At 67.6% G+C, this 26,478-nt stretch carries 19 protein-coding genes and 2 pseudogenes; 9 read left to right on the plus strand and 12 right to left on the minus strand.

From position 1 onward, the window contains the following. Positions 1-88 precede the first annotated feature (88 nt). Complete coding sequence (gene pta, locus ACZYX4_RS08170; protein WP_463875020.1) at positions 89-2,260, plus strand: phosphate acetyltransferase; 2,172 nt, start codon at positions 89-91, stop codon at positions 2,258-2,260. 75 nt (positions 2,261-2,335) lie between these two features. Here the strand turns inward: pta and ACZYX4_RS08175 are convergent, their stop codons facing one another. Then, positions 2,336-2,599, minus strand: coding sequence for a hypothetical protein (locus tag ACZYX4_RS08175; RefSeq protein WP_463875021.1), 264 nt, complete (start codon positions 2,597-2,599; stop codon positions 2,336-2,338). Positions 2,600-2,809: 210 nt separating this feature from the next. Between ACZYX4_RS08175 and ACZYX4_RS08180 the strand changes: the two genes are divergently transcribed. Both ACZYX4_RS08180 and ACZYX4_RS08185 read left to right on the plus strand, forming a co-directional pair. Beyond that, a complete protein-coding gene (locus tag ACZYX4_RS08180; RefSeq protein WP_463875022.1) occupies positions 2,810-3,967 on the plus strand; it encodes an acetate kinase in 1,158 nt (385 codons plus the stop codon). A 103-nt stretch (positions 3,968-4,070) separates the two neighbouring features. Further along, entirely contained in the window at positions 4,071-4,742 is a 672-nt protein-coding gene (locus ACZYX4_RS08185) for a GNAT family N-acetyltransferase (RefSeq protein WP_463875023.1), read from the plus strand. A 430-nt stretch (positions 4,743-5,172) separates the two neighbouring features. Here ACZYX4_RS08185 and ACZYX4_RS08190 read toward each other — a convergent pair whose 3' ends face one another. The 6 genes from ACZYX4_RS08190 to ACZYX4_RS08215 form a co-directional block, all read right to left on the minus strand. Then, positions 5,173-5,994: an HpcH/HpaI aldolase family protein gene (locus ACZYX4_RS08190; protein WP_463875024.1), complete on the minus strand. Its 822-nt coding sequence runs from the start codon at positions 5,992-5,994 to the stop codon at positions 5,173-5,175. Next, positions 5,979-6,764 (minus strand): 2-oxo-hept-4-ene-1,7-dioate hydratase, encoded by a 786-nt coding sequence (hpaH, locus tag ACZYX4_RS08195; protein ID WP_463875025.1) that lies wholly within the window; start codon positions 6,762-6,764, stop codon positions 5,979-5,981. Before hpaH ends, ACZYX4_RS08190 begins: the two co-directional genes overlap by 16 nt. Positions 6,765-6,766: 2 nt before the next feature. After that, complete coding sequence (gene hpaD, locus ACZYX4_RS08200) at positions 6,767-7,846, minus strand: 3,4-dihydroxyphenylacetate 2,3-dioxygenase (protein WP_463875026.1); 1,080 nt, start codon at positions 7,844-7,846, stop codon at positions 6,767-6,769. Between the two features lie 63 nt (positions 7,847-7,909). Then, complete coding sequence (gene hpaE, locus ACZYX4_RS08205; protein WP_463875027.1) at positions 7,910-9,436, minus strand: 5-carboxymethyl-2-hydroxymuconate semialdehyde dehydrogenase; 1,527 nt, start codon at positions 9,434-9,436, stop codon at positions 7,910-7,912. A 99-nt stretch (positions 9,437-9,535) separates the two neighbouring features. Continuing rightward, a complete protein-coding gene (locus ACZYX4_RS08210; RefSeq protein ID WP_463875029.1) occupies positions 9,536-10,288 on the minus strand; it encodes a GntR family transcriptional regulator in 753 nt (250 codons plus the stop codon). After that, complete coding sequence (locus ACZYX4_RS08215) at positions 10,281-11,825, minus strand: fumarylacetoacetate hydrolase family protein (protein ID WP_463875030.1); 1,545 nt, start codon at positions 11,823-11,825, stop codon at positions 10,281-10,283. The genes ACZYX4_RS08210 and ACZYX4_RS08215 overlap by 8 nt, the downstream gene beginning before the upstream one ends. A gap of 259 nt (positions 11,826-12,084) precedes the next feature. Here ACZYX4_RS08215 and ACZYX4_RS08220 point away from each other — a divergent pair, with 259 nt between their 5' ends. From ACZYX4_RS08220 to ACZYX4_RS08230, 3 genes are all read left to right on the plus strand, one after another. Further along, complete coding sequence (locus tag ACZYX4_RS08220) at positions 12,085-14,043, plus strand: FAD-binding monooxygenase (RefSeq protein ID WP_463875031.1); 1,959 nt, start codon at positions 12,085-12,087, stop codon at positions 14,041-14,043. Positions 14,044-14,929: 886 nt separating this feature from the next. Further along, on the plus strand, positions 14,930-15,985 hold the full coding sequence (locus tag ACZYX4_RS08225; RefSeq protein WP_463875032.1) for an iron-containing redox enzyme family protein: 1,056 nt from the start codon (positions 14,930-14,932) through the stop codon (positions 15,983-15,985). Between the two features lie 40 nt (positions 15,986-16,025). Then, positions 16,026-16,259 carry a CDGSH iron-sulfur domain-containing protein gene (locus ACZYX4_RS08230; RefSeq protein WP_463875033.1) on the plus strand — a complete coding sequence of 78 codons (234 nt, stop codon included), beginning with the start codon at positions 16,026-16,028 and terminating at the stop codon, positions 16,257-16,259. A gap of 142 nt (positions 16,260-16,401) precedes the next feature. On the opposite strand, the pseudogene ACZYX4_RS08235 reads toward ACZYX4_RS08230, so the two are convergent. Continuing rightward, positions 16,402-16,515, minus strand: a pseudogene (locus ACZYX4_RS08235) (aldehyde dehydrogenase family protein); the annotation flags it as partial. Positions 16,516-16,591: 76 nt separating this feature from the next. Next, positions 16,592-17,746 carry an alcohol dehydrogenase catalytic domain-containing protein gene (locus ACZYX4_RS08240; protein ID WP_463875035.1) on the minus strand — a complete coding sequence of 385 codons (1,155 nt, stop codon included), beginning with the start codon at positions 17,744-17,746 and terminating at the stop codon, positions 16,592-16,594. A 352-nt stretch (positions 17,747-18,098) separates the two neighbouring features. On the opposite strand from ACZYX4_RS08240, the pseudogene ACZYX4_RS08245 reads away from it, so the two are divergent. Beyond that, positions 18,099-19,081 (plus strand): annotated as a pseudogene (locus ACZYX4_RS08245) (amino acid permease). 1,040 nt (positions 19,082-20,121) lie between these two features. Here the strand turns inward: ACZYX4_RS08245 and ACZYX4_RS08250 are convergent. Both ACZYX4_RS08250 and rfbA read right to left on the minus strand, forming a co-directional pair. Further along, the gene (locus ACZYX4_RS08250) at positions 20,122-22,365 is read right to left on the minus strand and encodes a S9 family peptidase (protein WP_463875036.1); all 2,244 of its coding nucleotides are present in this window, start codon (positions 22,363-22,365) and stop codon (positions 20,122-20,124) included. Beyond that, positions 22,358-23,335, minus strand: a complete 978-nt coding sequence (gene rfbA, locus ACZYX4_RS08255) for a glucose-1-phosphate thymidylyltransferase RfbA (protein WP_463875038.1) — start codon at positions 23,333-23,335, stop codon at positions 22,358-22,360. Before rfbA ends, ACZYX4_RS08250 begins: the two co-directional genes overlap by 8 nt. A gap of 74 nt (positions 23,336-23,409) precedes the next feature. Here rfbA and rfbB point away from each other — a divergent pair, with 74 nt between their 5' ends. Together rfbB and ACZYX4_RS08265 are read left to right on the plus strand one after the other, a co-directional pair. Further along, positions 23,410-24,408 (plus strand): dTDP-glucose 4,6-dehydratase, encoded by a 999-nt coding sequence (rfbB, locus tag ACZYX4_RS08260; protein WP_463875039.1) that lies wholly within the window; start codon positions 23,410-23,412, stop codon positions 24,406-24,408. Positions 24,409-24,411: 3 nt separating this feature from the next. Then, a complete protein-coding gene (locus ACZYX4_RS08265; protein WP_463875040.1) occupies positions 24,412-25,833 on the plus strand; it encodes a sugar nucleotide-binding protein in 1,422 nt (473 codons plus the stop codon). Here the strand turns inward: ACZYX4_RS08265 and ACZYX4_RS08270 are convergent. After that, positions 25,830-26,417, minus strand: coding sequence for a TetR/AcrR family transcriptional regulator (locus tag ACZYX4_RS08270; protein ID WP_463875041.1), 588 nt, complete (start codon positions 26,415-26,417; stop codon positions 25,830-25,832). The genes ACZYX4_RS08265 and ACZYX4_RS08270 overlap by 4 nt on opposite strands. Positions 26,418-26,478 lie beyond the last annotated feature (61 nt).

Genomic DNA, 26,478 nt, shown 5'->3' on the forward strand with positions numbered 1-26,478 from the left:
CGGGCAGCCTCCGGGCGCCGCATGGAGAAACGGCAGCAACGCGTGAAAGTATGGAGGGACCGAGCACCAGCACAGCAAAGGGCGAACAATGGCCAAAGGCATCTATGTCAGCGCGACCACCCCGGGCTCCGGGAAGTCGCTGATAGCCCTGGGGCTGGCTGACACCCTGCACCGGCACGCGGACCGTATCGGGTTCTTCAAACCCGTGGTCAACGGCCACGACGCCGCGTCGGACCCCATGGTGGCGCTGATGAAAGCCCGGTTTAACCTCGACGACGAGCGCTGCCGTGGCGGGCTGACGTTCCTCGAAGTCCGCAGCCTGCTCGCCGAGGGCAAGCGCGAGGAGATCGACTCGCGCTGCGTGGAGATCTTCGCTGAAATGGCCCGGCACTGCGACGTTGTGATCGTGGAGGGGACCGACCTGACAGGCCAGGACGCCGCCGTCGAGTTCGACCTCAACGCCCGGCTGGCCAACAATCTCGCCGCCCCGGTTGTCGCCGTCGTCGGTGCGAAGGGCCGCACCGTTGCCGAGACCGTCGACGCCGTCGAGGTGGCCCGTAAGGAACTCGTCGCGGAGCGGTGCACGCTGCTGGCCATCATGGTCAACCGCGCCGATCCGGAGGACCTCGAGGCCATCGCTGCCGCGGTCCGACCCAGCGCCTCCGGCCGTCCCGTGTACGTCCTGCCCGAGCTGGAGGAGATCGCCAGGCCCACCACCGGCGAGGTGGCCGCCGCCTTGGGGGTCGGCCAGGTGGCCGGCCTGGCGGACCTGGAACGCGACGTGCGGTCGGTGAAGGTGGCGGCCATGAGCGTGGCCAACTTCCTGCACGTGCTCGACGACGGCGCGCTGGTGATCGTCCCCGGTGACCGCGCCGACGTGCTCGTCGCCTGCCTGGCGTCCTCGTTCTCGCCGGAGTTCCCGGTGCCCTCCGCCCTGATCCTCACCGGCGGACTGGCCCCGGGACCCACCATCTACTCACTGCTGGCGCAGGCACCGTTCCCGATCTTCGCCACCCCGGACGACACCTATGTGACCGCCAAGCAGGTCTCCGAGGTGCGCAGCGAGATCTGGTCCGGGCACCGCCGCAAGGTGGCGTCCGCCCTGGGCCTGTGGGCGCGCCGGGTTGACGAGGCGGAGCTGCTGGAGCGGCTGCACCTGCCGCGGCTGGAGCGGATGACGCCGCTGCGCTTCCTGCACGACCTGATTGAGCGGGCCCGCTCCGAGCGCCGCCACATCGTGCTGCCGGAGGGCACGGATGTCCGCATCCTGCGTGCCGCGGAAATCCTGCACCGCCGCGACGTCTGCGAGCTGACCGTGCTGGGCCGCGAATCCGACGTCCGCGAGCTCGCCTCCACCCAGGGCATCGACCTCTCCGGCATTAACATCATCGACCCCGCCACCTCGGAGCTGCGCCAGGGGTTCGCGCAGAAATACGCGGAGCTGCGGGCGCATAAGGGTGTGGACCTGGCGAAGGCCCTGGAACTCATGCTGGATGGGAGCTACTTCGGCACCATGATGGTCCAGCTGGGTGTGGTGGACGGGATGGTCTCCGGCGCCGCCCACACCACCGCGCACACTATCCGGCCGGCGCTGGAGTTCGTCAAAACGCGCGACGGCGTCAAGATCGTCTCGTCCGTGTTCCTGATGCTAATGCCGGACCGGGTGCTGGTCTACGGCGACTGTGCCGTGAATCCGGAGCCCAACGTGGAGCAGCTCGCGGACATCGCACTGGCCTCGGCGGAAACCGCAGCCCAGTTCGGTGTGGAGCCGCGGGTGGCCATGCTGTCCTATTCCACCGGCGGCTCGGGCGCCGGCGAGGCCGTGAACGCGGTCCGCCAGGCCACCGAGCTTGTGCGCGCGCGCCGCCCGGACCTCGCGGTGGAAGGGCCCATCCAGTACGACGCCGCCGTCGACGCCGCCATCGCCGAGTCGAAGATCCCCGGTTCGTCCGTGGCCGGCCAGGCGACCGTCTTCATCTTCCCGGACCTCAACACCGGCAACAACACCTACAAGGCGGTCCAGCAGTCCTCCGGGGCGGTCGCCGTCGGGCCCGTGCTGCAGGGCCTGCGCAAGCCCGTCAACGACCTCTCGCGCGGCTGCACCGTGGAGGACATCGTCAACACGGTGGCCATCACCGCCATCCAGGCGCAGTCCGCGGAGCGGGACTCTGCAGAGCCCGCGGCCGAGCCGGCCCCCGCGGCGGAGCCGGACTCCGCAAAGCCCGCCGCCGAGCCGGCCCCCGCGGCCGCCCATGCCTAGCCAGCCGTTGTCTGGCCGGCTGTTGTCCGGCCAGCCGTTGTCCGGCCAGCTGTTGTCCGGCCGGCTGTTGTCCGGTCAGCTGTTTTCCGGCTCCACCGGGCTGTTGGGCTCCTCCTGCTTGGCAGGCTCATCGGCCAGGCCCGCCGGCGTGAGATCCAGGTCCTCCAGGTTCTCGGGGGCCCCGGCGGCTTCTCCGGTCTCGGCGGCCTTGACGGTCCCCGTGTCGTCCAGGGCCGGGTTCGCGCCTTCGACGCCGGTGGGATCCGGCTTGCCGGAACCGCTCGCCGGCTCGGTGCCCTCCGGCTCCGTGCTCGCTGCCTGGGTCGTGTCGTCAGTCATGAAAGTCCCTTTCGTGAGTTCTCCAGTTGGTCCGCCGACTCTAGGCGCCCGCCGCGGCTTTCGCAACGAAGGGGCGCCCCCGCCCGTCCGGCAAACGACAGTCCGGCAATTTATAGTGGGTCCCACGGAGCGCTCCGCCAGGCTCTTCCGTGATGCCCGTCCCGGCGCGCCCTCCGGGGTCAGCGCAGAAGCCAAGGCGTAGGAGGCCCCATGCTCGTGCTCGTTATCAACTCAGGCTCGTCCTCGCTCAAGTACCAGGTCCGCGACGTCGAGGCCGGCAGTGTACTCGCCGAGGGGCTGGTCGAGAAGATCGGGATGGGCACCGGCGGCGGGGGCGACGGTGAGATCGAAGGCCCCCGCGACCACGCCGAGGCGCTGGAACAGGTGGACGCCGAGATCCACGCGGCCCTTGGCGGCCGGGTGCTCGACGCCGTCGGGCACCGGGTGGTGCACGGCGGGGAGCGCTTCGCCGAGCCGGTCCTGGTCACCAACGAGATCACCCGCGCCATCGAGAGGCTCAATCCGCTGGCGCCCCTGCATAACCCGGCGAACGTGCTTGGCATCCGCGCGATCTCGAAGAAGTGGCCGGACATGCCGCAGGTCGCCGTGTTCGACACCGCCTTCCACCGCACCCTGCCCGAGCACGCCTGGCGCTACGCGGTGCCGGAGGAGCTCTATACCAATCACGGGATCCGCCGCTACGGCTTCCACGGCACCTCGCACGAATACGTCGCGCACCGGGCGGCGGCGCTGCTGGATGTCCCGCCGGAGGAGTTCGACGCCGTGATCGCCCACCTGGGCAACGGGGCCTCGGTCACGGCGATCCGCGGCGGCCAGTCCGTCGACACCTCCATGGGCTTCACCCCGCTGGAGGGCCTCGTGATGGGCACCCGCTCCGGGGACCTGGACCCGTCCATCCTCGTTTTCCTCGGCCGGGCCGGCTGGTCCCCGGAGGACCTTGACGCCATGCTCAACCGCCAGTCCGGACTCAAGGGCCTGGCCGGCAACAACGACATGCGCTCGGTCGTGGAGGCCGCGGAAGCCGGCAACGCCAGGGCGGCCATGGCGCTCGCCGTCGCCTCTTACCGGCTCGCGAAGTACATCGGCGGGTATCACGTGGCCGTCGGCGGGGCGAAGGCCCTGGTCTTCACGGCCGGGATCGGGGAGAACTCGCACCAGTTCCGGGCCCTCGTGGCGGAACGGCTGGGCGCCCTGGGCGTGGAGCTCGACGCCGGCCTGAACCGGGAGCGGTCCAAGCAGCCCCGAATGATCTCCGCGCCCTCCTCGGCCATCCCGGTGCTCGTGGTGCCGACCGACGAGGAGCGCGCGATCGCCGAGGCAACGGCCGCCGTCGTCAGCCACTCATAGGTTGCCCCGCAACTGCCCCAACTGGCTGGCAGTTGTGGGCCGTTTTGAGCGTCCATAACGGCGTCAGCTGCCAGTCAGATGGGTGACGGGGAGCGTTGGGACCATGACGGAAGCCAAGCTCCTTCCTGCGCTGCCCCTCCGCACCGAACGGCTGGTGCTGCGCCGCTTCGAGGCCGGGGACCTGGACGCGTACCACGCCTGCCATTCGCTGCCCGAGACCGCGCGGTTCCTGCCCGGGGAGGCGAAGAGCTACACGAAGTCCATGGAGTCTGTGGGCAAGTACGCCAACTTCGTCTTCGGGAAGGAGGGCGACTGGATCTGCCTGGCCATCGAGGCTGCGGACTCGCCCGGTCTGCTCGGCGAGGTGGTGCTGAAGCGGCTGCCGGGCTGCGGCCAGGCCGAGATCGGCTGGAGCCTCGCCCCGGAAGCCCGCGGCCGGGGGATCGCCACCGAGGCCGCCGGGGCCCTGCTGCAGCTCGGCTTCGGGGAACTCCGATTCCACCGGATCAACGCCAAGCTCGATGCCCTGAACACGGCCTCCGCGGCGCTGTGCGAACGCCACGGCATGCGGCTGGAATCCACCCAGGTGGACAAGTGGCACGACAAGGGACGCTGGGCCACGGAAGTCGTCTACGCCATCCTTGAGCACGAATGGGCGTCCCGGCAGCCCGCGCAGGACCCGCCGTCCCGGCAGCCCGCGCAGGACCCGCCGGGCTGGGGACCCGCCGGGTTGACGCAAATGGCCGCCACGCTGCGCGCCGGGGCACCCATCTGACACGAATGGCCGCTAAACGGGTGGGTTTAGCGGCCATTTGTGGCGAATCGACGGAGTGCGGACCGGTACGTCCGCAGTGGTGCACCCATCTGACACGAATGGCCGCTACGCTGCGCGCCGGGTGCACCCATCTGACACGAATGGCCGCTACGCTGCGCGCCGGGTGCACCCATCTGACACGAATGGCCGCTACGCTGCGCGCCCGCCACCCATCTGACACGAATGGCCGCCACGCTGCGCGCCGGGTGCACCCGTCTGACACGAATGGCCGCTACGCTGCGCGCCGGGGCACCCATCTGACACGAATGGCCGCCACGCTGCGCGCCGGTGCACCCATCTGACACGAATGGCCGCTACGGGAGGTCCCATAGCGGCCATCTGTGGCAAACGGGTGCAGAAACCGCTCAGCAGTTGGCGGTGCAGGACCGGCTCAGTAGCTCGCGGGGGTGCCAGCGCCCACGGGCCGGATGAACTCCGCGGCGAGGGCCTCGGATCCGCGGGCCAGCAGCGCCACATCGGCGCCCACCAGCACAAACGAGGCCCCCGTGGCCAGGTAATGGTGCGCGGTGGCGGGATTGAAGGCGTTCACCCCGGCGGGTTTGCCGGCCGCCGTCGCAGCGGCCAGGCAGTGCTCGACGGCGGCGCGCACCCGGGGATGTTCCTGCTGGCCCAGCAGACCCATGGAGGCCGCGAGGTCCGAAGGTCCCAGGAAGATGCCGTCCACGCCGTCCACGGCGAGGATCCCCTCCACCGCGTCAACAGCCGCCGTCGACTCGATCTGGACGGTGACGCTGATCGTCTCGGAGGCCCGGGCGAGGTAGTCCGGGACCCGGTTCCAGCGTGCGGCGCGCGCCAGGGCGGAACCGACGCCGCGCACGCCGTGCGGCGGGTAGCGGGTGGCGGCCACGGCGGCCTCCGCCTCGGCCACCGAGTTCACCATGGGGATCAGCAGGTTCTGGACACCGAGGTCCAGGTATTGCTTGATCACCACGGTGTCGTTCACCGGCGGTCGCACCAAAACCTGGACCGGGTACCCGTGGATGGCCTGCAGCTGGGCCAGGATCGATTCGAGTCCGTTGGGGCTGTGTTCGGCGTCCACCAGCAGCCAGTCCAGGCCGGAGCCGGCGCAGAGCTCGGCCACCAGGGGGCTGCCGGAGCAGACCCACATCCCGGCCAGGGGGCGGCCGGCTGCGCCGGTTTGGTTGCGCAGGGCGTCCCGGAACGTGGGGTCGGGTTCTACTCGAATCGGCATGTGACAACTCCCAACGGTCCGTAGTCGGCGTGGACGGTATCACCCTTGTAGACCCAGAGGGGCCGGGTGAAGGAGCCGGCGAGGATGATGTCGCCGGCCTTCATGCCGTCACCGTGGGCGGCGATTTTGTTGGCCAGCCAGTGGACGCCGTTCGCCGGGTGGTCCAGGACCCCGGCGGCGACGCCGGTTTCCTCCACGGTCTGGTTCTTGTAGAGGATGGCCGAGACCCAGCGCAGGTCCACGGTGTCCGGGCGGACCGGGTTGCCGCCGATCACCATGGCCCCCATCGCGGCGTTGTCCGAGATGGTATCCACGATGGTCCGGCCCTCCATTTCGATCCGGGAGTCCAGGATCTCCAGGGCCGGAATGACGTAGTCCGTGGCGTTCAGGACGTCGAAGATGGTGCAGCCCGGACCGGACAGGTCCTTCTTCAGCACGAACGCCAGCTCAACCTCCACCCGCGGATGGCTGTACTGGTCCCAGGCCACGGAGCAGCCCGTCTCCAGCACCATGTCATCGAAGATGGCGCCGTAGTCCGGCTCGGTGATGCCGGTGGCGGCCTGCATCGCCTTGGAAGTGAGGCCGATCTTACGGCCCACCAGCTTCCGCCCGGCGTCCTCGTTCCGGCGCCGCCACAACTGCTGGACGGCATAGGAGTCCTCCACCGTCATTCCCGGATAACGGGCGGTCAGGCGGGGAACCGGCGTCCGGCTCCGGCCGGCCTCCAACAGCTCATCAGCGATTGCCTCAATCGTCGTGGCATCCAGCATGGCTACAGCTGCGCCCCGAGCTTGAACCCCTCGGCCGCGCTTTCAGCGTCCTTGCGGGTGTAGGAGAACCCGTCGGCGCCGACGGTCACGGCCAATTCGGACTTTTCCTCGCGGACGACGACGGGCTGCGGGTTGCCGTCGAGGTCCAGGACCAGGGAGGCCTCGGTGTACCAGGACGGGACCACCGGGTTGCCCCACCAGTCGCGGCGCTGGTTGTCGTGCACGTCCCAGGTGATGGTGGGGTTGTCCGGGTCGCCGGTGTAATAGTCCTGGGTGTAGATCTCCACCCGGTGGCCGTCCGGATCAAGGATGTACAGGTAGAAGGCGTTGGAGACGCCGTGCCGGCCCGGACCGCGTTCGATCCGGTCCGAGATGCGCAGTGCGCCCATCTTGTCGCAGATCTGGATGATGTTGTGTTTCTCGTGGGTGGCGAACGCGACGTGGTGCATGCGCGGGCCGTTGCCGCCGGTCAGGGCGGTGTCGTGCACGGTCTGCTTGCGGTGCATCCAGACGGCGTAGCTGACGCCGTCGGAATCCTGGATGTCCTCCGAGACGCGGAAGCCCAGGTCCTCGAGGTATTTCCGGCCGCGCGGCACGTCCGGGGTGACCTGGTTGAAGTGGTCCAGCCGGACCAGTTCGCCGGCGGAGTAGAGGTCGTAGCGCTGGGTGAGGCGTTCGACGTGCTCCACGTCGTAGAAGAACTCGTAGGGGAAGCCCAGCGGGTCCTCGACGCGGACGGAGTCGCCGACGCCCTTGGTGAAGCCTTCCGTGCGGCGTTCGGTGCGGCAGCCCAGTTCCTTGTAGTAGGCCTCGGCGGCGTCCACCTCGGCGGGGGACTTCACCCGGTAGGCGAACGCGGCCACCGCCGCGATGGGTCCCTTGCGCAGCACCAGGTTGTGGTGGATGAACTCCTCCAGGGAGCGCAGGTAGATGTTGTTCTCGTCTTCCTCGGTCACGTGCAGGCCGAGGAGGCCGACGTAGAACTCGCGGGACTTGGCCAGGTCAGTGACCACGATCTCCATGTAGGCGCAGCGGACGATGTCGGGGGCGGGGACTGAGGGCTTGGGGATGACGTTGCTCATGGCGTTCTCTCTTCGTTGAGGAGGGGCGGTGGCTGATGTACGACGACGGCTGGCCGGCTGGCGCTACTGCGCCGCTGGGGCACCGAATTTCGGGGTGTGGACGGTGCCGAGGGTGATGTGGACGGCTTGCTGGTCGGTGTAGAAGTCGATGGAGCGGTAGCCGCCCTCGTGGCCGAGGCCGGAGGACTTGACCCCGCCGAACGGGGTGCGCAGGTCCCGGACGTTGTGGCTGTTGAGCCAGACCATGCCGGCCTCGACGCTTTGGGCGAAGTTGTGCGCCCGGGTGAGGTTCTGGGTCCAGATGTAGGCGGCCAGGCCGTACTTGGTGTTGTTCGCCAGGGCGAGGGCTTCGGCGTCGGAATCGAACGGGGTGATCGCGACGACGGGTCCGAAGATCTCCTCCTGGAAGATCCGGGCGTCCGGGGCGACGTCGGCGAACACGGTGGGCGCGATGTAGTTGCCCTCCGGGAGGTGCTCCGGGCGGCCGCCGCCGGCGAGCAGCCGGCCCTCGGACTTGCCGATCTCCACGTAGGAGGCCACCTTGGCGTAGTGCTCGGGGTGGACCAGGGCGCCGACCTCGGTTGTGGGGTCGTGCGGGTCACCGACCACGATGTTCTTGGCGCGGGCGGCGTATTTGTCGCAGAATTCCTCGTACACGGCGCGCTCGACCAGGATCCGGGACCCGGCGGTGCAGCGTTCGCCGTTGAGGGAGAAGACCCCGAACAGGGCCGAGTCGATCGCGGCGTCGAGGTCGGCGTCGGCGAACACCACGCACGGGCTCTTGCCGCCGAGTTCCATGGACAGGGCCTTGAGGTTCTCCGCGGCGTTGCGGAAGATGGTCTGCCCGGTGGTGGTTTCGCCGGTGAAGGAGATCAGCGGGACGTCCGGGTGCTTGACCAGGGCGTCGCCGGCTTCCTCGCCGAGGCCGTTGACCAGGTTGAACACCCCGTCGGGCAGGCCGGCGTCCTTGAAGATCTGTGCCCAGAGCGAGGCGGAGAGCGGGGTGAATTCGGCGGGTTTGAGGACCACGGTGTTGCCGGTCGCCAGGGCGGGGGCCAGCTTCCAGGACTCGAGCATGAACGGGGTGTTCCAGGGTGTGATGAGGCCGGCGACCCCGATCGGCTTGCGGTTCACGTAGTTGATCTGCGCGCCGGGGACCTTCATGGCGTCGTCGAACTGGGCGACAATGAGGTCCGCGAAGAAGCGGAAGTTCTCCGCCGCGCGCAGGGCCTGGCCCTTGGCCTGGGTGATCGGCAGGCCGGTGTCGAAGGTCTCCAGCTCGGCGAGGCGTGACTCCTGGGCCTCGACGGCGTCGGCGATCCTGTTCAGGATCCGGGCGCGTTCGCGCGGCTTCATCCCCGGCCACGGCCCGGTGGTGAAGGCCTTGCGGGCGGCCGCGACGGCGAGGTCGATGTCCTCTTTCTGGCCGGCGGCGGCGGTGGCGTAGGTGGTGTTGGACACCGGGTCCAGCACGTCGAAGGTCCTGCCGCTGACGGAGTCGACGAACTCGCCGTCGATGTAGTGCTGGATGTGGGTGGTCAGGTCCTGCGGAACGTAGTGGGTGGTGGCTTCAGGGGCGGTGAACGTCATTGTTGTCCTTACTGATGTGGCTACTTCTGGGGTGGCAACGCTGCTTCTTGCAACGCGGTTAGAGCAACGCGGGGTCACTTCCGGCCCATGCGCGGCGCTCTAATGGGCGCTAACTGACCCCGCGTTGCTTTGGGCGAGGTAGGCGTCCAGGGTGGCGGAGCGGTGCAGGCGGGCGGCTTTTTCGATCACGTCGGCCTCGGCGCCGGTCTCGATGAGCCGGAGCAGGGCCTCGTGTTCGTCCACCGATTCGTGGGCGCGGCGGGGGACGAAGCGGAACGTGGAGGACCGCAGCGACGCCAGCCGGTTCCAGCCCCGGTGGACCAGGTCCAGGATGTGCGGGTTGGGGCAGTGCTCGAACAGGATGCTGTGGAAGTCCTGGTTCAGCCGGGTGAACCGGACGGGGTCGAAGTGCTCCAGGCATTCGCGCATCTCGGCGTTGACGGCCCGGGCCCGGGCCACGTCGGCCGGCCCGATCAGGGGAGCGGACAGGGCTGTGGCGGCGCCCTCGACGATGCTGAGGGTCTGCATTGTGTACAGGTACTCGGTGGGGTCGATCCCGGCGACGGTGGCCCCGACATTCCGCTCGAACTTCACCAGGCCCTCGGCTTCGAGCCGGCGGATGGCCTCGCGGACCGGCACCACACTGACGCCCAGGTCATCGGCGATCTTCGCCAGCACCAGCCGGTAGCCGGGGGAGTAGGTCCCGTCCACGATCCGGGCCTTGACGGCCGCATAGGCCTGCTCGGACTTGCTCGCGGTGTGTGTGGCCGTGTGTGTGGCAGCCTGTGTGGCGGCCTGCGTGGCGGCCTGCGTGGCGGCGGGAGTGCCGACGGCGCTGGCGGTGTCATTCATTGGCTTTGCCTGCTTCCCAGTTCTCGTAGCGGGCCCGCCAGTCGGCGTTCAACGGGTAGAGCCCGTCCACGCTGTGGCCCTGCTGCACCATCTCTGCGATAAAGGCCTCCTCGCGCTCCTGGGCGATGGAGTCGTCGGCGAGCTCCTCGGCCAGCGCCGGCGGGATCACCAGGATGCCGTCCGCGTCGGCCACGATGATGTCCCCGGGCTGGACGGTGGTGCCGCCACAGGCAATCGTGATGTCCGTGTCCCACGGGATGTGCCGGCGCCCCAGGACGGCGGGGTGCGGGTTGGCATAGTAAGTGGGCATGTCCAGAGCTGCCACCGCGGAGAAGTCCCGCACACCGCCGTCGGTGATGACGGCTGCGGCGCCGCGGACCTGGGCGCGCAGGGCAAGGATGTCGCCGATGGTGCCCGTGCCTTTTTCGCCGCGGGCCTCCATGACCAGGATCTCGCCCTCGTTGACCGAGTCGATCGCCTTCTTCTGGGCGTTGAAGCCGCCGCCATGGGTTTTGAAGAGGTCCTCGCGGTTGGGCACGTAACGCAGGGTCCGGGCCAGGCCCACGATCCGCTTCTCCGGGCGGGTGGAGGTGAGGCCGTCGATGCTGACGTTGTTCAGGCCGCGCTTGCGCAGCTGCGAGGACAACGTGGCGGTGCAGACGCTTTCCAGCTTCGCTTTCAGCTCCGGCGAGAGGACAGGCACGACGGCGGCGGCCGGCGGCTCTGCCGACTGGACAGGCACGACGGCGGCGGCCGGCTCAGCGGCGAGCCCGGCGGCCGCGCGGGAGCCGTAGGCCTCCTCCCGCTGCAGGTCATCGGTCTTGGGCCGGGCACCGAAGTCCCCGAACGCCGTCGTGCCCTCCGCCACCAGGGTGACCAGCCGGCCGGTGGTGAGGCCGCCGGACGCGGCGCCACCCGCCGTCGTACTCCCGGCACTGACTTCAACCTCGACGACGTCGCCCGGTTTGGCAACCGACGCCCCGGCGGGGGTGCCGGTCAGGATGATGTCGCCCTTTTCGAGGGTGAGCAGCTGGGACAGGTCGGCGACCAGCCGGGCGAAGGGGAAGAGCAGGTCCCCGGTGGTGTCGTCCTGGACCAGCCCGCCGTTGTGCCAGGTGCGGATCCGCAGGCCTGCGGGGTCCACGGCGTCCGCGGCGATCAGTCCCGGGCCCACCGGGGTGAAGCCGTCGCCGCCCTTGGAGCGGAGGTTGGAGCCCTTGTCGGCGTAGCGGAGGTCGTAGACGCCGAGGTCGTTGCTGGCCGTGACCCATTCGACGTGGTTCCAGGCGTCCTCGATGCCCACGCGGCGGGCGGGCTTGCCGATGATCAGGGCGATTTCGCCTTCGTAGCCGAGGAGCTCGCAGCCGGCCGGGCGCTCCACCGTCGAGCCGCCGAGGGCCAGGGACGAGGAGGGCTTCAGGAAATATGAGGGCTGCTCGGGGGTGCGGCCGCGCTGGGCTGCCCGGCTGGGATAGTTGATATGCACCGCGACGACCTTGCGGGCCGCTGCCAGGGTGTGGTCGGTGACCTGTTCCAAGAATGACTCCTCATCGAGTACGAAATCGTATACGAAGACTATTGCCCAGGATCCGGGGAACGTCAACCCCCCTTTGGGGCGGGATTCCCGGGCACTTGTAACCCACGTCATATCTGCGTACAGTTTTGGGTGGAGACAAAAATTCTATTATCGAACGTCACGTTCTAATATCGAACACACAATTTCTAGTACTGACCACGCAGCGGCGGCGACAGTCCGCCACCCCGCGAAGTGCCACACAGCGAAGTGAGGAATGCCCGTGCAGTTCCACCACCACGGTTACGTATCCGGTGACCCGCGAGTCCAGCCAGCCGCCGGCGTCGGGATCAACCGGCCCACAGAACTTCCTGACGAGGTCGACGTGCTCATCGTGGGCACCGGCCCCGCGGGCGTCGTCGCCGCCGCGCAGCTGTCCCAGTTCCCGGGGATCACCACCCGGATCGTGGAGCGCCGCGGCGGCCGGCTCCCGATCGGCCAGGCCGACGGCATCCAGGCCCGGAGCGTCGAGACCTTCCAGGCCTTCGGCTTCGCCGAGCGGATCATCGCCGAGGCGTACCGCATCACCGAGATGGCCTTCTGGAAGCCGGATCCCGCCGACCCGTCCCGGATCGTCCGTTCCGCCCGCGCCAAGGACGACACCACCGGCATCAGTGAGTTCCCGCACCTCATCGTCAACCAGGCCCGGGTCCTGGATTACTTCGCCGAATTCATGGCCAACGCGCCCACCCGCATGTCCCCTGACTACGGCTATGAGTTCCGGAGCCTCACGGTCGACGACGGCAGCGAGTACCCCGTCACGGTCACCCTCGTCCACACGGCCGGCCCCGACGCCGGCCGGGAGCGCACCGTCCGGGCGAAGTACGTCGTTGGCGCCGATGGCGCCAAGAGCAAGGTGCGGGACTCGATCGGCTGCACCCTCGCAGGTGACCAGGCCAACCACGCCTGGGGCGTCATGGACGTCCTCGCCGTCACGGACTTCCCGGACATCCGCACCAAGTGCGCCATCCAGTCCGGCACCGGCGGCAGCATCCTGCTGATCCCGCGCGAGGGCGGCCACCTCTTCCGCATGTACGTCGATCTCGGCGAGGTGGACAAGGATGACAAGGGCGCCGTGCGCAGCACCACCATCGAGCAGATCATCGCCCAGGCGAACGAGATCCTCCACCCCTACACACTCGACGTCCGCAACGTCGCCTGGAACAGCGTGTACGAGGTTGCCCACCGCCTCACGGACCGGTTCGACGACGTCCTGCCGGAGCAGCAGGGCACCCGCACGCCGCGCGTATTCATCACCGGCGACGCTTGCCACACGCACAGCGCCAAAGCCGGCCAGGGCATGAACGTCTCCATGCAGGACGGCCTTAACCTGGGCTGGAAGCTCGGGCACGTGCTGGAGGGCCGCAGCCCGGAGAGCCTGCTGTCCACGTATTCGGCCGAACGCCAGGTCATCGCGAAGAACCTCATCGACTTCGACAAGGAGTGGTCGACGCTTATGGCGAAGAAGCCCGAGGAGTTCAACAGCCCCTCGGAGCTCGAGGACTTCTACGTGAGCACCGCCGAGTTCCCCGCCGGATTCATGACCCAGTACACCCCGTCGATGCTCATCGGCGAGGCCACCCACCAGGACCTGGCCACCGGTTTCCCCATCGGCAAGCGCTTCAAATCCGCGCCCGTCGTCCGGGTCTGCGACACCAACCCGATACACCTCGGCCACCACGCCACGGCCGACGGGCGGTGGCGGATCTACGTCTTCGCCGACGCCGCAACGCCGGCAGCGCCCGGTGCGGGGCAGTCGGGTGCGGGGCAGCCGGGTGCGGCGTCGCCGGTCGCCGACCTCGCCGACTGGATCGCGAACGCGCCGGACTCCCCGCTCGCCGCCACCCCCGACGGGGCGGACCGGGACGCGTGGTTCGACGTGAAGGTGATCTACCAGCAGGAGCACACGAGCATCGACATCGGCGCCGTGCCGGCCGTGTTCAAGCCCTCCGTGGGCCCGTTCCAGCTCACGGACTATGAGAAGGTCTACGCCACCGATCCGGCAGCGGACATCTTCGAACTGCGCGGCCTGGACCGCGGCGGCGTGGTGGTGGTGGTGCGCCCTGACCAGTACGTGGCCAACGTCCTGCCCCTGACGGCAACGGCGGAGCTCGGCGAGTTTTTCGCAACCCTGCTGCGGGCCGGCGATCGCGCCCCCGAACTCCAGGAGCACGCGGGCTAAGCGCCAATACGGTCGGCGGGAGGCTGACGTGCAGCCCTCCCGCCGGCGTGCGGCGCTCCCGCCCGGTGGCGGCGCTCCCGCCGCGGCGCTCCCGCCCGGTTACTTCGGCCCACACCACGCCGCGCCCCCGGAATCCTGCAGCATTCCGCGGTTCTTCCGGGTGCAACCGGGGTGCGGCACCGAGTAACTGGGCTGGAGCGTCGAAGGGCGGGAGCGTCGCCACCCGGGATGCCGCCACCAGGGATGCAGGGACGACCGCAGCAACCGCGGCCGCGAAAACCGCGGGCGCGACTCCTTCCGCGGCCAATTCCGCTGCGGCAAGCGGCCCATGACGCGCAATCGGCCCAGCGCTACGGGGATCCCCGTAGCGCTGGACCGATTGCGCGTCGCCAGCCCGGAACCGTAGCGAATAGCTGCTGGAACGCAGCGTCGGCGGAGCCGCTCGACGGGGGAGGTCGTGCTCGGAAACCTACCAGGCAGTGGTGCGACGCTCTCGCCCGGTTACTTCGGCCCACACCTCACCGCGCCACCGGAATACCGCAGAATCCCGCGGTTCTTCCGGGTGGAGCCGGGGGTGCGGCACCGAGTAACTGGGCTGGAGCGTCGCCCCCCGGGAAGCCGCGCCTGCACCGGCGGAGGGGGCCACGCGAGGCGCTGTTCAAGACCGCCACGTCGGGATCCGGGGCGGTCTCGGACGCCCGGCCTCGGAAGCGCCAGCGGGCCGAGGGCGGTTCCGCTGAGGATAATGCCCGCGAAGACTCTCCAGGGGGCGCTGCGGGACGGGCGGACGAAAGCGAACGGCAACAATAGACAGTTTGCTTAGTATTTTGTGTACGCTTAGAGTCCACATTGTAGATAAGTTGCTTGGGCCCCGTAGGAGCAGAATATGAAGATCCCCAACGCGCGCGGACCCGTCAGTGCCGGGCTGTTCCGGCTTCTGGCCGGCAGCCCAGGAGACGATGCCGCGGCCCAGGACGCCCTCCATGATCTCGTCGCGGCGCAGCTGCCCCTCACCGATGACATCATCGACGATGGCGACGTGCAGTTGACGCTTTTCTGCCTGTACGAGCTGCACTACGGCGGCCTCGACGGGGTGACCGACCGCTGGGAATGGAACCCCGGGTTGATCGCCCTCCGGCAGCTGATCGAGGAGCCTTTCGAGCGGGCGCTGCGCTCCGCTGCCGGCCCTTACGCCGAGCCGGTCCAGCCTTCCCCGGCCGCGGGCCTGGACAGTGACGCGGTGGCGGACATTCTATTCGGGATCGCGGCCCAGGAGGGCGGACCGAGTATGACCCGCCACGTGGCGAAGAAGGCGACCCTTGCGCAGCTCCGTGAATTCCTGATCCACAAATCGATCTATCAGCTCAAGGAGGCCGACCCGCACACCTGGGCGATCCCGCGCCTGAACGGCCGGGCCAAGGCTGCGCTGGTGGAGATCCAGGCTGACGAGTACGGCGGCGGCCGCCCGGAGCGGATGCACAGCACACTCTTCGCCAGGACCATGCGGGGCCTGGGGCTGGACGACCGCTACGGCGCCTACGCGGACGCCGTCCCGGCCATTTCCCTGGCCTCGGTCAACGTGATGTCCCTCTTCGGGCTGAACCGCAGACTCCGCGGAGCCGTCGCAGGGCACCTGGCGATCTACGAGATGACGTCGTCCCGGCCGAACCAGCTCTACGGGAACGGGTTCAGGCGCCTTGGATTCGGGGCCGCTGTGACCGGGTACTTCGACGAGCACGTCGAAGCGGACGCCGTCCATGAACAGATCGCGGGCAGGGATCTCGCCGGCGGGCTCGTGGAGTCCGAGCCGGACCTCTTCCCGGACGTCCTGTTCGGCGCGACGGCGGTAATCGCCATCGACGCCCGCGTCACGGAGCACGTCATGGGGGCGTGGGAGAACGGCGAACCGTCACTACGTTCCGCTGTGCCCGCCGCGGTCTGACCTAACGCCCGGCCCAACAAACCCCAGACAGTGAGCTTCGATGAACCAGAACCCGCCTGAATCGTCCAACGAGAACTCCATCGTTGTTTGCCCCGACGGACCGATCCTGGTGCGCGGCGACTTCGAGATCGTCACGCCGTCCGGGGAACCCGTTCCCCGGCAGCGCCAAACGGTCGCCCTGTGCCGCTGCGGCGCCTCGGCGATCAAACCCTACTGCGACGGCACCCACAAACTGATCCGGTTCCGGACCGAAATCCCCGGCCCGCCGAAATGACGCAAATGGCCGCTATGAGCGTTCTCATAGCGGCCATTTGTGGCGAACGGACGAACTTCGGCGGCGCAGCATAGGTGCCGTGGCCGTGGGAACGGTCGACGTCGGGCCAGGAACCGGTGCGGCGGCCCGGGACCCGTTTAGGTCAGCCGGCGTAGTGGTCGGAGATGCCGATGTACTGGGTGGTGGTGTATTCGGCAATGCCTTCGGCGCCGCCTTCGCGGCCCAGCCCGGAGTGCTTCACGCCGCCGAAGCCGGCGCCGATGATGATGGCGCCCTAAACGTGGTCGTTGGTGTTTGTCATAATTCTTTCTCCTCAGGGAATGAAAGCTGGTTCAGGAAAAGGTGATGATCTGGCGGAGTGCGTGGCCGCCGTCGAGAGTGTCCATGGCCCGGTTGATCTCCTCGAGCGGGATGGTGTCCGAGACGAGGCCTTCAACGGCGAGCTGCCCGGAGCGCCACATCTCTTCGTAAATCGGGATGTCGTGTTCGGGAACGGCTGAGCCGAGGTAGCTGCCGACGATGGACCGCGCCTCGGCCGTGAGGGCGAGCGGGTCGATCGAGGCAGGCTGGCCCGGGGCCGGCAGTCCGACCGTCACGGTGATGCCGCCGGGGGCTGTCAGGGCGATGGCAGCCTCCAGTGCGCGGGGGTGTCCGGCGGCTTCAATGACGGCGTCGAACTTCTCACCGCGTTCCAGCGCTTCCGCGGAGGTCATGGCGTCAGTGGCGCCGAGACCCATGGCGGCTTCCAGTTTGGCCGGCAGCGTATCAATGCCGACCACGTGTTCGACGCCGGTGGCCTTGGCGGTGATGAGCGCGGCCATGCCGACCCCGCCGAGCCCGACAATGGCCACCCGTGTAGAGGGGCCGGGCTTGGCAACGTTGAGAATGGCTCCGCCGCCGGTGAGCAGGGCACAGCCGAGCAGCGCTGCGATGTGTGCCGGCACGTCCGCGCCGACGGGCACCACGGAGCGGCGGGAGACCACGGCGTGCGTGGCGAATGCGGAGACTCCGAGGTGGTGCTGCACAGGCTCTCCGTCTTTGGAGAGCCTCCGGCCGCCACCGAGCAGAGTGCCCTCGGCATTGGAGGCGCTGCCCTGTGCGCACGGGGTCTTGCCGTTCGAGCGGCATCCGGCGCACTCCCCGCACCGGGGGAGGAAGGTCATGACGACACGCTGGCCCGGGGAAAGGTCAGTGACACCCTCACCGAGTTCCTCCACGATTCCGGCGGCTTCATGACCGAGCAGCATTGGAACCGGCCGGGGACGGTTTCCGTTAACCACGGAAAGGTCCGAGTGGCACACCCCGGCGGCCTCAATGCGCACAAGGATCTCACCCTGGCCCGGAGCCTCCAGCTCAAGTTCTTCCACGCGGATGGGAAGCGAGTCCTGATAGGGCCGGTCCGCCCCGATAGTTTCGAGCACTGCACCGCGGATGGTTCTCGTGCGGCCGGCTGTCTTCGTGGTGGGGTTTGTGTCTTCGATCGTCACTATCGTCCTCTCAAGGGTGCGCAGTTGCCGCCCTGACCTGGACCACGCGGCTGACCAGGGGAGACTCCGTCTAATGGGATCTCTGCGGACTTATCCGCCGACATCTAATTGTGCGCTGTGTTCAAAGGCGCCGAGGTCAACTGTGCAAGTCATCCTTAGGCTGAGCGGGTGGTGTCCCTCACATTTGACGGGCACGGTGTTCGGCATCGCACCCCCCAGTTTAGGCATTACGATTCGTATGCATAACCCCCTACCCCCGCTGCACCACCACCAGCCACTACCGGCAAGTCCCCCGAAGGGGGACCGGCACCGGCCGTTCACGCGAGCCTCCGTCCGCGGCACCTCACCATGATTGCTCTGGGGGGCATCATCGGCGCGAGTCTTTTCGTGGGTTCCGGCACGGTCACGTTCAGTAGGTCCCGCCGCGCTGATTTCGTATGCAATCGGCGGAGCGCTCGTCATCCTCGTCATGCGTATGCTGGGCGAAATGTCCGCGAACCGTCCGGTCGTCGGCTCGTTTATGGAGTATGCCCGTGACGGACTTGGCGAGTGGGCCGGATTCACCAGGTCGTTGCGCTCGTTCGGCGAGACAGAGTTCTGGCTCGCGTCGATCAAGGTCTCCGCTATCGTCGTGTTCCTCATCTTCGGCACGCTTTACGTCACGGGTTTGCTGCCGAACTCGACCGGGTCTGTATCCAACCTGACAGTGCACGGCTTCATGCTGTACGGCTGGACCGCGGTCCTCAACGGCGTCGCCGTCGTCATTTTCAGCTATTTCGGCACCGAGATCGTCACGATGGCAGCTGCAGAATCAGAGCAGCCGGCCAAGTCCGTTGCGAAGGCCACGAACACTATCGTGTGACGCATCGTGTTCTTCTACATCAGCTCTGTCGCGATCCTGCTGATGGTGGTTCCCTGGGACGAACTTCCCTTCCAGATGAGCCCCTTCGCGTTCGCATTCGGTAAGTTCGGCCTCCCGGCGGCCGACCAAGTGATGATCGCCGTTGTGCTCACCGCGGCACTGTCCGTGCTCAACTCGGGTCTCTACTCCGGATCACGGATGCTCTTCGCTCTCTCCAAGCACGGTTATGCCCCCGCTGGGTCGAGGACCGCAACCGGAACGGCGTGCCGTGGAAGGCAATCCTGCTCTCGACCGTGGTCGGCTACGTCGCGATCGCTGCCAATTACGTGGCACCGAAGGTGATTTTCGACTTCATCATGAACTCCGCAGGGCTCGTGGCCCTGTTCGTGTACGCGTTCGTGGTGGTCATTTACCCCTTCGTACGACGGCGGGTGTCGAACGCACGCCGGGCGGACAGCAAGCTGACCGTCTAGCAAGCATCGAATGGCCCGGTCGATTCCACGCATGGAATCGGCCGGGCCTTTTGTTTTGCCGTTTTTTCGTGGAAGCAATAGCGCGCAATTGAGCGAGCGGTGCCGCTTGGTGCTGAAGCGGTGCCGCCTGGGGCTGAAGAGGTCTTGGGCTGTGTGAACGGTGCAGCGCCGATTGGACGCAAATGGCCGCCATGAGGCACCCCTTAGCGCCGATTGGACGCAAATGGCCGCTATGAGGGGTCCCTTAGCGGCCATTCGTGGCGAACGGGCGAGCGCCCCGCCCCGCGCCCCTGTGCCCCGGGCCCCGTGCTACTTCAGCCCGGCTCCCGGCCAGCCCGGCCAGGCCTCCGCTCCGGCACGACGCTCCCGCCCAGTTACCTCCAGGCGCACCTGCCCGCACCGCCGGAATCCCGCGGTTTTTGGGCGCTGAAACGGGCTGCGGCACCGAGTAACTGGGATGGAGCGTCGCCACCGGGACGCAAGGACGGACACGGAAACCCCGCCACTGAGCATGTTCAGCGGCGGGGTTAGTGATTGGGCCCGGGCGGACACTTCAGAACATGGAGGCCGATGATGTGGCCGCCATGAGGCATCGCTTAGCGCCGAGTGGACGCAAATGGCCGCCTTGAGGCATCCCGTAGCGCCGAGTGGACGCAAGTGGCCGCCATGAGGCATCCCGTAGCGCCGAGTGGACGCAAATGGCCGCCATGAGGCATCCCGTAGCGCCGGGTGGACGCAAATGGCCGCCATGAGGCATCCCGTAGCGCCGAGTGGACGCAAATGGCCGCCATGAGGGGTCTCATAGCGGCCATTCGTGGCGAACGGGCGAACTGGGCGGGCTCCCGGCGCCAGCGCTCCCACCCGGACCATCGGTTGCTCCGCAAGTGCCCTTATGAAGGTCCACGAGGGCGGTTACGGAGCACCGATCGGAGCAATCGACCGGAGGAGGAGGAGCAATCGACCAGAGGAGGAGGAGCAATCGACCGGAGGAGGAGGAGGAGGAGGAGGAAGAGGAGGAGGAGGAGCAGGCGCAGCGTGCGCTACTTAACCCCGGCCCCCGGCAGCAGCTCCGTGGCGCCCAGGGAGTCGGCGACGAAGGCGTAGTCCCAGGCCCGTTCCTTCCACTGCACGTAGCGGCCCGAGCCACCGCCATGGCCGCCTTCCATCTCGATCTTCATCACGATCGGCTCGCTGCCGGTGTTGAGTTCACGCAGCCGTTGCACCCACTTGGCGGGCTCCACATAGAGCACCCGGGTGTCATTGAACGAGGTGACCGCCGCGATCCTGGGGTACGCCACCGCGCGGACGTTCTCGTACGGCGTGTAGGACTTCATGTACTCGTACACGGCGCGGTCGGTGATCGGGTTGCCCCATTCCTCCCACTCCAGCGCCGAGAGCGGCAGCTCGGGATCCAGGATGGTGGTCAGGGCGTCCACGAACGGGACGGCGGCCACAATCGCCGCGTACTTCTCCGGGGCCAGGTTGGCGACGGCGCCCATCAGCAGCCCGCCCGCCGAGCCGCCCATGGCCGCGATCCGGGCCGGGTCCACCCAGCCGGACTCCGCCAGCCAGTCGGTGGCGGCGATGAAGTCGGTGAAGGTGTTCTTCTTCTGCAGCTTCTTGCCGGTGTCGTACCAGTGCCGGCCCAGTTCCCCGCCGCCGCGGATGTGGGCGATCACAAACACGATGCCCCGGTCCAGCAGGGAGAGCCGCGGGATCCCGAAGCCCGGATCCATGCTCAGCTCGTAGGAGCCGTAGCCGTACACCAGGCCCGCCGCCGTCGCGTCCCGGGCCACCGAGACGTGCCGCAGCACCGAGAGCGGAATGCGGGTTCCGTCGGCAGCCTCCGCCCACTCGCGGGTGGCGACATAGTCGGTGGCGCAGTAGCCGCCGAGCACCGGGCTTTCCTTGCGCAGCAGCAGCTCGCCGGCGGGCTGCTCCGCGGTGGGCAGCACAAAGTCGTAGACCCGGGACGGGGTGAAGTAGGAGGTGTAGCCCATCCGGATGACGGGGGCCTCGTAGTCGGAGCCGGCCACCCCGGCGGTGTAGAGCTCCTCCTCGAAGGCCGGCTCCACCGGTGCGCCCTGTTCCGGGGTGCCCAGCCCGGCCAGCGGCAGGACCTGCACGCGTTCGATCGTGTCCTTGCGGACGGAGACCAAAAGGTGCGTGGAGGTGACGCCGGCGCCGTTGACGCGCACCTGATCGGAGTGTTCGACGACGGTGGTCCAGTGCTGCTCGGCGAGCGGCCTGGTGAGCTCGGCCGGGTCCACGAGGGAGACCATGGAGTTGATGGCGTCCCTGTTGTGGGTCAGGACGATGGCCTCGGACTGCGTCCCGGCGGCGTCCGCCAGCAGGAACGGCTCGGCCTCGTAGAGGATGCGTTCGTCCCGGGAGATCACGGTGCTCAGCCCGGCGTCGGGCGCGTCGAAGCGCAGCAGCCGGGTTTCGCTGAACTCGGAGCAGCCGATGCTCAGCACCAGGTGCCGCCGGTCGCCGGAGAGCTCGAAGCCCAGCCACATGGCGACGTCGTCCTCCTGGTAGATGACCTCGTCGCCGTCAACGGGCGTGCCCAGGACGTGGGACTTCACCTGGTAGGGCCGCCAGGAGTCGTCCACCACGGTGTAGAAGATCCGGGTGCCGTCGGGGGAGAAGGAGATGCCGTAGAAGATGTTCTCGATCACGTCGGGCAGGAGTTCCCCGGTCCGCAGGTCCTTGATGCGCAGCGTGAAGCGCTCGTCGCCGGCGTTGTCCACGGCGTAGGCGTAGAGGTTCCCGTCGATGGTCACGGCGGCGCCGCCGACGGCGAAGAACGGTTTGCCCTCGGCCTCGACGTTGCCGTCCAGCAGGATTTCCTCGCCGGGGATCTCGACGCCGACCTCGACGGCGGGGGGAGTCCAGTCGGCGACGCGGTCCGCGGTGTCCTGGGCGCGGACGCGGCACTGGATGCCGTATTCCTTGCCTTCCACCGAGCGGGTGTAGTACCACCAGCCGTCCTTGCGGTTGGGCACGGAGAGGTCCGTTTCCTGGGTGCGGCCCTTGATCTCGCCGAAGATGGCCTCGCGCAGCGGCTCCTGGTGGGCGGTCACGGCCTCCTGGTAGGCGTTCTCGGCCTTGAGCAGCTCCACGACCTCGGCGGATTCCTTGTCCCGCAGCCACTCGTAGTTGTCCTCGAAGGCGTCACCGTGGTGCGTGCGGACGGCAGGGATTTTCTTGGCAACGGGGGCGGTCGCAGCGGAATTTTCCACGGAAATGGAAGGGCCACCAGTGGCGGGAGTCTCAGTCATGCTCCCCAATATATAGAGCCGGCCGGTGCTTGGCGCCCACGTTCGCCACGGGGGTATTTGCCCGCCCCACCGCCCCAGCCGAGCGGAGGGACCCGTGCTGCTGGGGCCCGTCCTCCAGCAGTCCGAGCAGGTAGGTGCCGTAGCCGCTTTTCACGAGTGGCTCGGCCCTGGCACGGAGCTCGTCGTCGTTGAGGAATCCCAGCCGCCACGAAATCTCCTCCGGCGCACCGACAATCAGTCCCTGCCGCTTCTGGACTGTCCGTACGAAGTTCGACGCATCATTGAGATCGTCGAAGGTGCCGGTGTCCAGCCAGGCAGTCCCGCGGGGAAGGACCTCAACGTGCAGCTTGTTCAGGCCCAGATATGCCTTGTTCACGTCCGTGATTTCGAGTTCGCCACGGGCCGACGGTTTCAGTTCACGGGCAATTTCCACGACGTCGTTGTCATAGAAGTACAGTCCGGGCACCGCATAGTTGCTCTTGGGCTGCGCGGGTTTTTCTTCCAGCGTCAGCACGCGGCCGGAATCGTCGAACTCGACGACGCCGTAGGCCCCCGGATCCTGCACCCAATAGCCAAACACTGATCCGCCGTCGACGTTGGTGTACTTGCCGAGTTGGGTGCCCATCCCGGGGCCATAGAAGATGTTGTCGCCGAGGACGAGGGCTGCCGAATCGTTGCCGACGTGTTCCTGGCCAAGAATGAAGGCTTGGGCAAGCCCGTCCGGAGACGGTTGGACTTTGTAGGTGATGTTGACACCAAATTGCGAGCCGTCACCCAGCAACCGGCGGAACGGGTCCACGTCCTGCGGGGCAGTGATAATCAGGATGTCCCGAATTCCGGCAAGAATGAGCGTGGACAGCGGATAGTAAATCATCGGTTTGTCATACACCGGGACCAGCTGCTTGCTGATGCCAAACGTGATCGGATGCAGCCGCGAGCCGGTTCCACCGGCCAGAATGATTCCACGCATGGGCACATCCTCTATGTTCCCCGGGTCAAGCGCAACGGTTCCCCGGAGCAAGTGCAGCAGGTAGGGTCTGAGCCATGCAGCGACTTCTTGTCACAGGTGGCGCGGGCTTCATCGGCGCCAATTTCGTCCACCATGTACTTGAGAACACGGGCGACCACGTGACCGTCCTGGACAAGCTCACCTACGCCGGCAACCTGGAGTCGTTGAAGGGCCTTCCCGCTGAGCGCTTCACATTCGTGCAGGGCGACATCTGCGACGCCGGCCTGGTCGACGGGCTGGTTGCGGACTGCGACGTCGTGGTCCACTACGCCGCGGAGTCGCACAACGACAACTCGCTGCACGATCCGCGCCCGTTCCTGGATACAAACATCATCGGCACCTACACGCTCATTGAAGCGGCCCGGAAGCACCACAAGCGCTTCCACCATATTTCCACCGATGAGGTCTACGGTGATCTGGAACTCGACAACCCGGAGCGCTTCACGGAAGAGACGCCGTATAACCCCTCCAGCCCGTACTCCTCCACCAAGGCCGGCTCGGACCTGCTGGTGCGCGCCTGGGTGCGGTCCTTCGGGCTGCAGGCCACGATCAGCAACTGCTCGAACAACTACGGCCCCTATCAGCATGTGGAGAAGTTCATTCCGCGCCAGATCACCAACGTGATCGACGGAATCCGCCCCAAGCTCTACGGCAAGGGCGAGAACGTCCGCGACTGGATCCACGCCAACGACCACTCCTCCGCCGTCCTGGCCATCATCGCAAAGGGCGTCATCGGGGAGACTTACCTGATCGGCGCCGACGGGGAGAAGAACAACAAGGACGTCGTCGAACTGATCCTCAAGCACCTGGGCCAGACGCCGGACGCCTACGACCACGTGGTGGACCGCCCCGGGCACGACCTGCGCTACGCGATCGACTCCACGAAGCTCCGCACCGAACTGGGCTGGGAGCCACGCTTCTCCAACTTCGACGCCGGCATCGAGGACACCATTGCGTGGTACCGGGACAACGAGGACTGGTGGCGCCCGCAGAAGGCTGCCACGGAAGCCAAGTACACGGAACAGGGCCAGTAGAGAATGTTGATCGAGTTCTCGAAAAAGCTCACAGCGCACGGCACCCCGATCCCGGGCGTCGTTCTCTACGACCTTCCGGTGCACGGCGACAACCGGGGCTGGTTCAAGGAAAACTGGCAGCGGGAAAAGATGGTGGCCCTGGGTCTGCCGGACTTCCGTCCGGTGCAGAACAACATCTCCTTCAACGAAAAGGCCGGAACCACCCGGGGCATCCACGCCGAGCCGTGGGACAAGTTCATCTCCGTGGCGACGGGAAGGATTTTCGGGGCGTGGGTGGACCTGCGCGAGGGCCCGTCGTTCGGTGCGGTGTTCACCGCAGAGCTCGATGCCAGCCAGGCGATCTTCATCCCGCGCGGGGTGGGCAACGCCTTCCAGACGCTGGCGGACAACACCGCCTACACCTACCTGGTCAACGACCACTGGTCCGCCGACGCCCAGGGGCAGTACACCTTCCTGAACCTGGCCGATGAGAGCGCCGCGATCACCTGGCCCATTCCCCTGGACCAGGCCGAACTCTCGGACAAGGACGAGGCCCATCCCCGGCTCACGGAGGTCGTGCCGATGCCGCCAAAGAAGGTCCTCGTCGTGGGCGCGGACGGCCAGCTCGGCAAGGCGCTGAGGGAACTCTACGCCGGCAATTCCGCCGTCGAGTTCGCCGGCCGCGCAGAGTTCGACCTCGGCAGCGGGGAGGCCTTCACCGCACGGAACTGGAAAAGCTACTCCACCATCATCAACGCGGCCGCCTACACCGCCGTCGACACCGCCGAGACCCCCGAAGGCCGCACAACGGCCTGGGCCATCAACGCCACCGCCGTCGCCCGTCTGGCCCGGACCGCCGTCGACCACGACCTGACCCTGGTCCACGTCTCCTCGGACTACGTCTTCGACGGCACCCGCGACGGCCACACCGAAGATGAGCCCGTGTCACCGCTGGGCGTCTACGGGCAGACCAAAGCCGCCGGCGACGCCGCCGTCAGCGTGGTACCCCGGCACTACATCGTGCGCACCAGCTGGGTGATCGGCGAAGGCAACAACTTCGTCCGCACCATGGCCTCCCTGGCCCAGCGGGGGATAGCCCCGCAGGTGGTCAATGACCAGATCGGCCGGCTGACCTTCACCCAGGACATCGCGGCCGGCATCCGCCACCTGCTGGAGTCGGGCGCCGGCTACGGGACCTACAACCTGACGAACGACGGCGAACCCCAGTCCTGGGCGGACATCGCCGCGGACGTCTACGAACTGTCCGGCAGGTCGCGGGACGATGTTGCCGGCGTCAGCACAGAGGAATACTTCCAGGGCAAAGCTGCAGCGCCGCGGCCGCTCAACAGCGTGCTGCCCCTGCACAAGATCCAGGCAGCGGGGTTCCAGCCGAGGTTCATGAAAGAAGCCCTGGCGGACTACCTCGCAGACCTCCTGGCTGACTAGCGCGGCATTTGGCGCTCGGCCACGAAGGGCCCCAGCAGGGTCTTCAGGTGGCTGTGGACCTGTTCAAGCGTCTGCCCGGATTCAAGCATGCGGGTGCCGGCATAGACCACGGAATTGATCATTTCGGCCAACGACGCGGGATCGGCCACGCCAAGCTCCGTGAGCGTCTCCACGAGCGGCTCCTGAAGCTGGCGGTGCATCCGGGTGGCTTGCTCGTCCAGTTCGGCTCCGGGCGCCAGGGCGGCCAGCGCTGACCCTACAGCGTGGGCTCCTTCGGCGACGAGGTCCACGTTGGCTAGGGCGTAGGCCAGGATGCGGTCCGCTTTCGTGGGGGCATTCGCCATGGCGCCGGTGACGCGCTCGGTCCAGCGCGGGAAAATGTCACGGACCAGGGCCTGGAGCAGGTCCTGGCGGGAGCCGAAATACTGGTAGACGCTGGGCCGCGAGAGCCCGGCCCGCTCAGCCACTTCTGCCATGGTCGGCGCCTCGGAGGTCTCCTGCAGCAACTCATGTGCAGCGTCCAGCAGGGCACGTTCCTGTGCGGCGCGGTGCTCTGCGACGGTGGCGGCACTGATTCGGGGCATGGCGGGTCCTTCGGAACTGGCTGGCTTTCTTACCAAGAGTACGACGCGCGGCGCCGGCCAG

The sequence above is a fragment of the Pseudarthrobacter leeuwenhoeki genome (assembly GCF_055412885.1).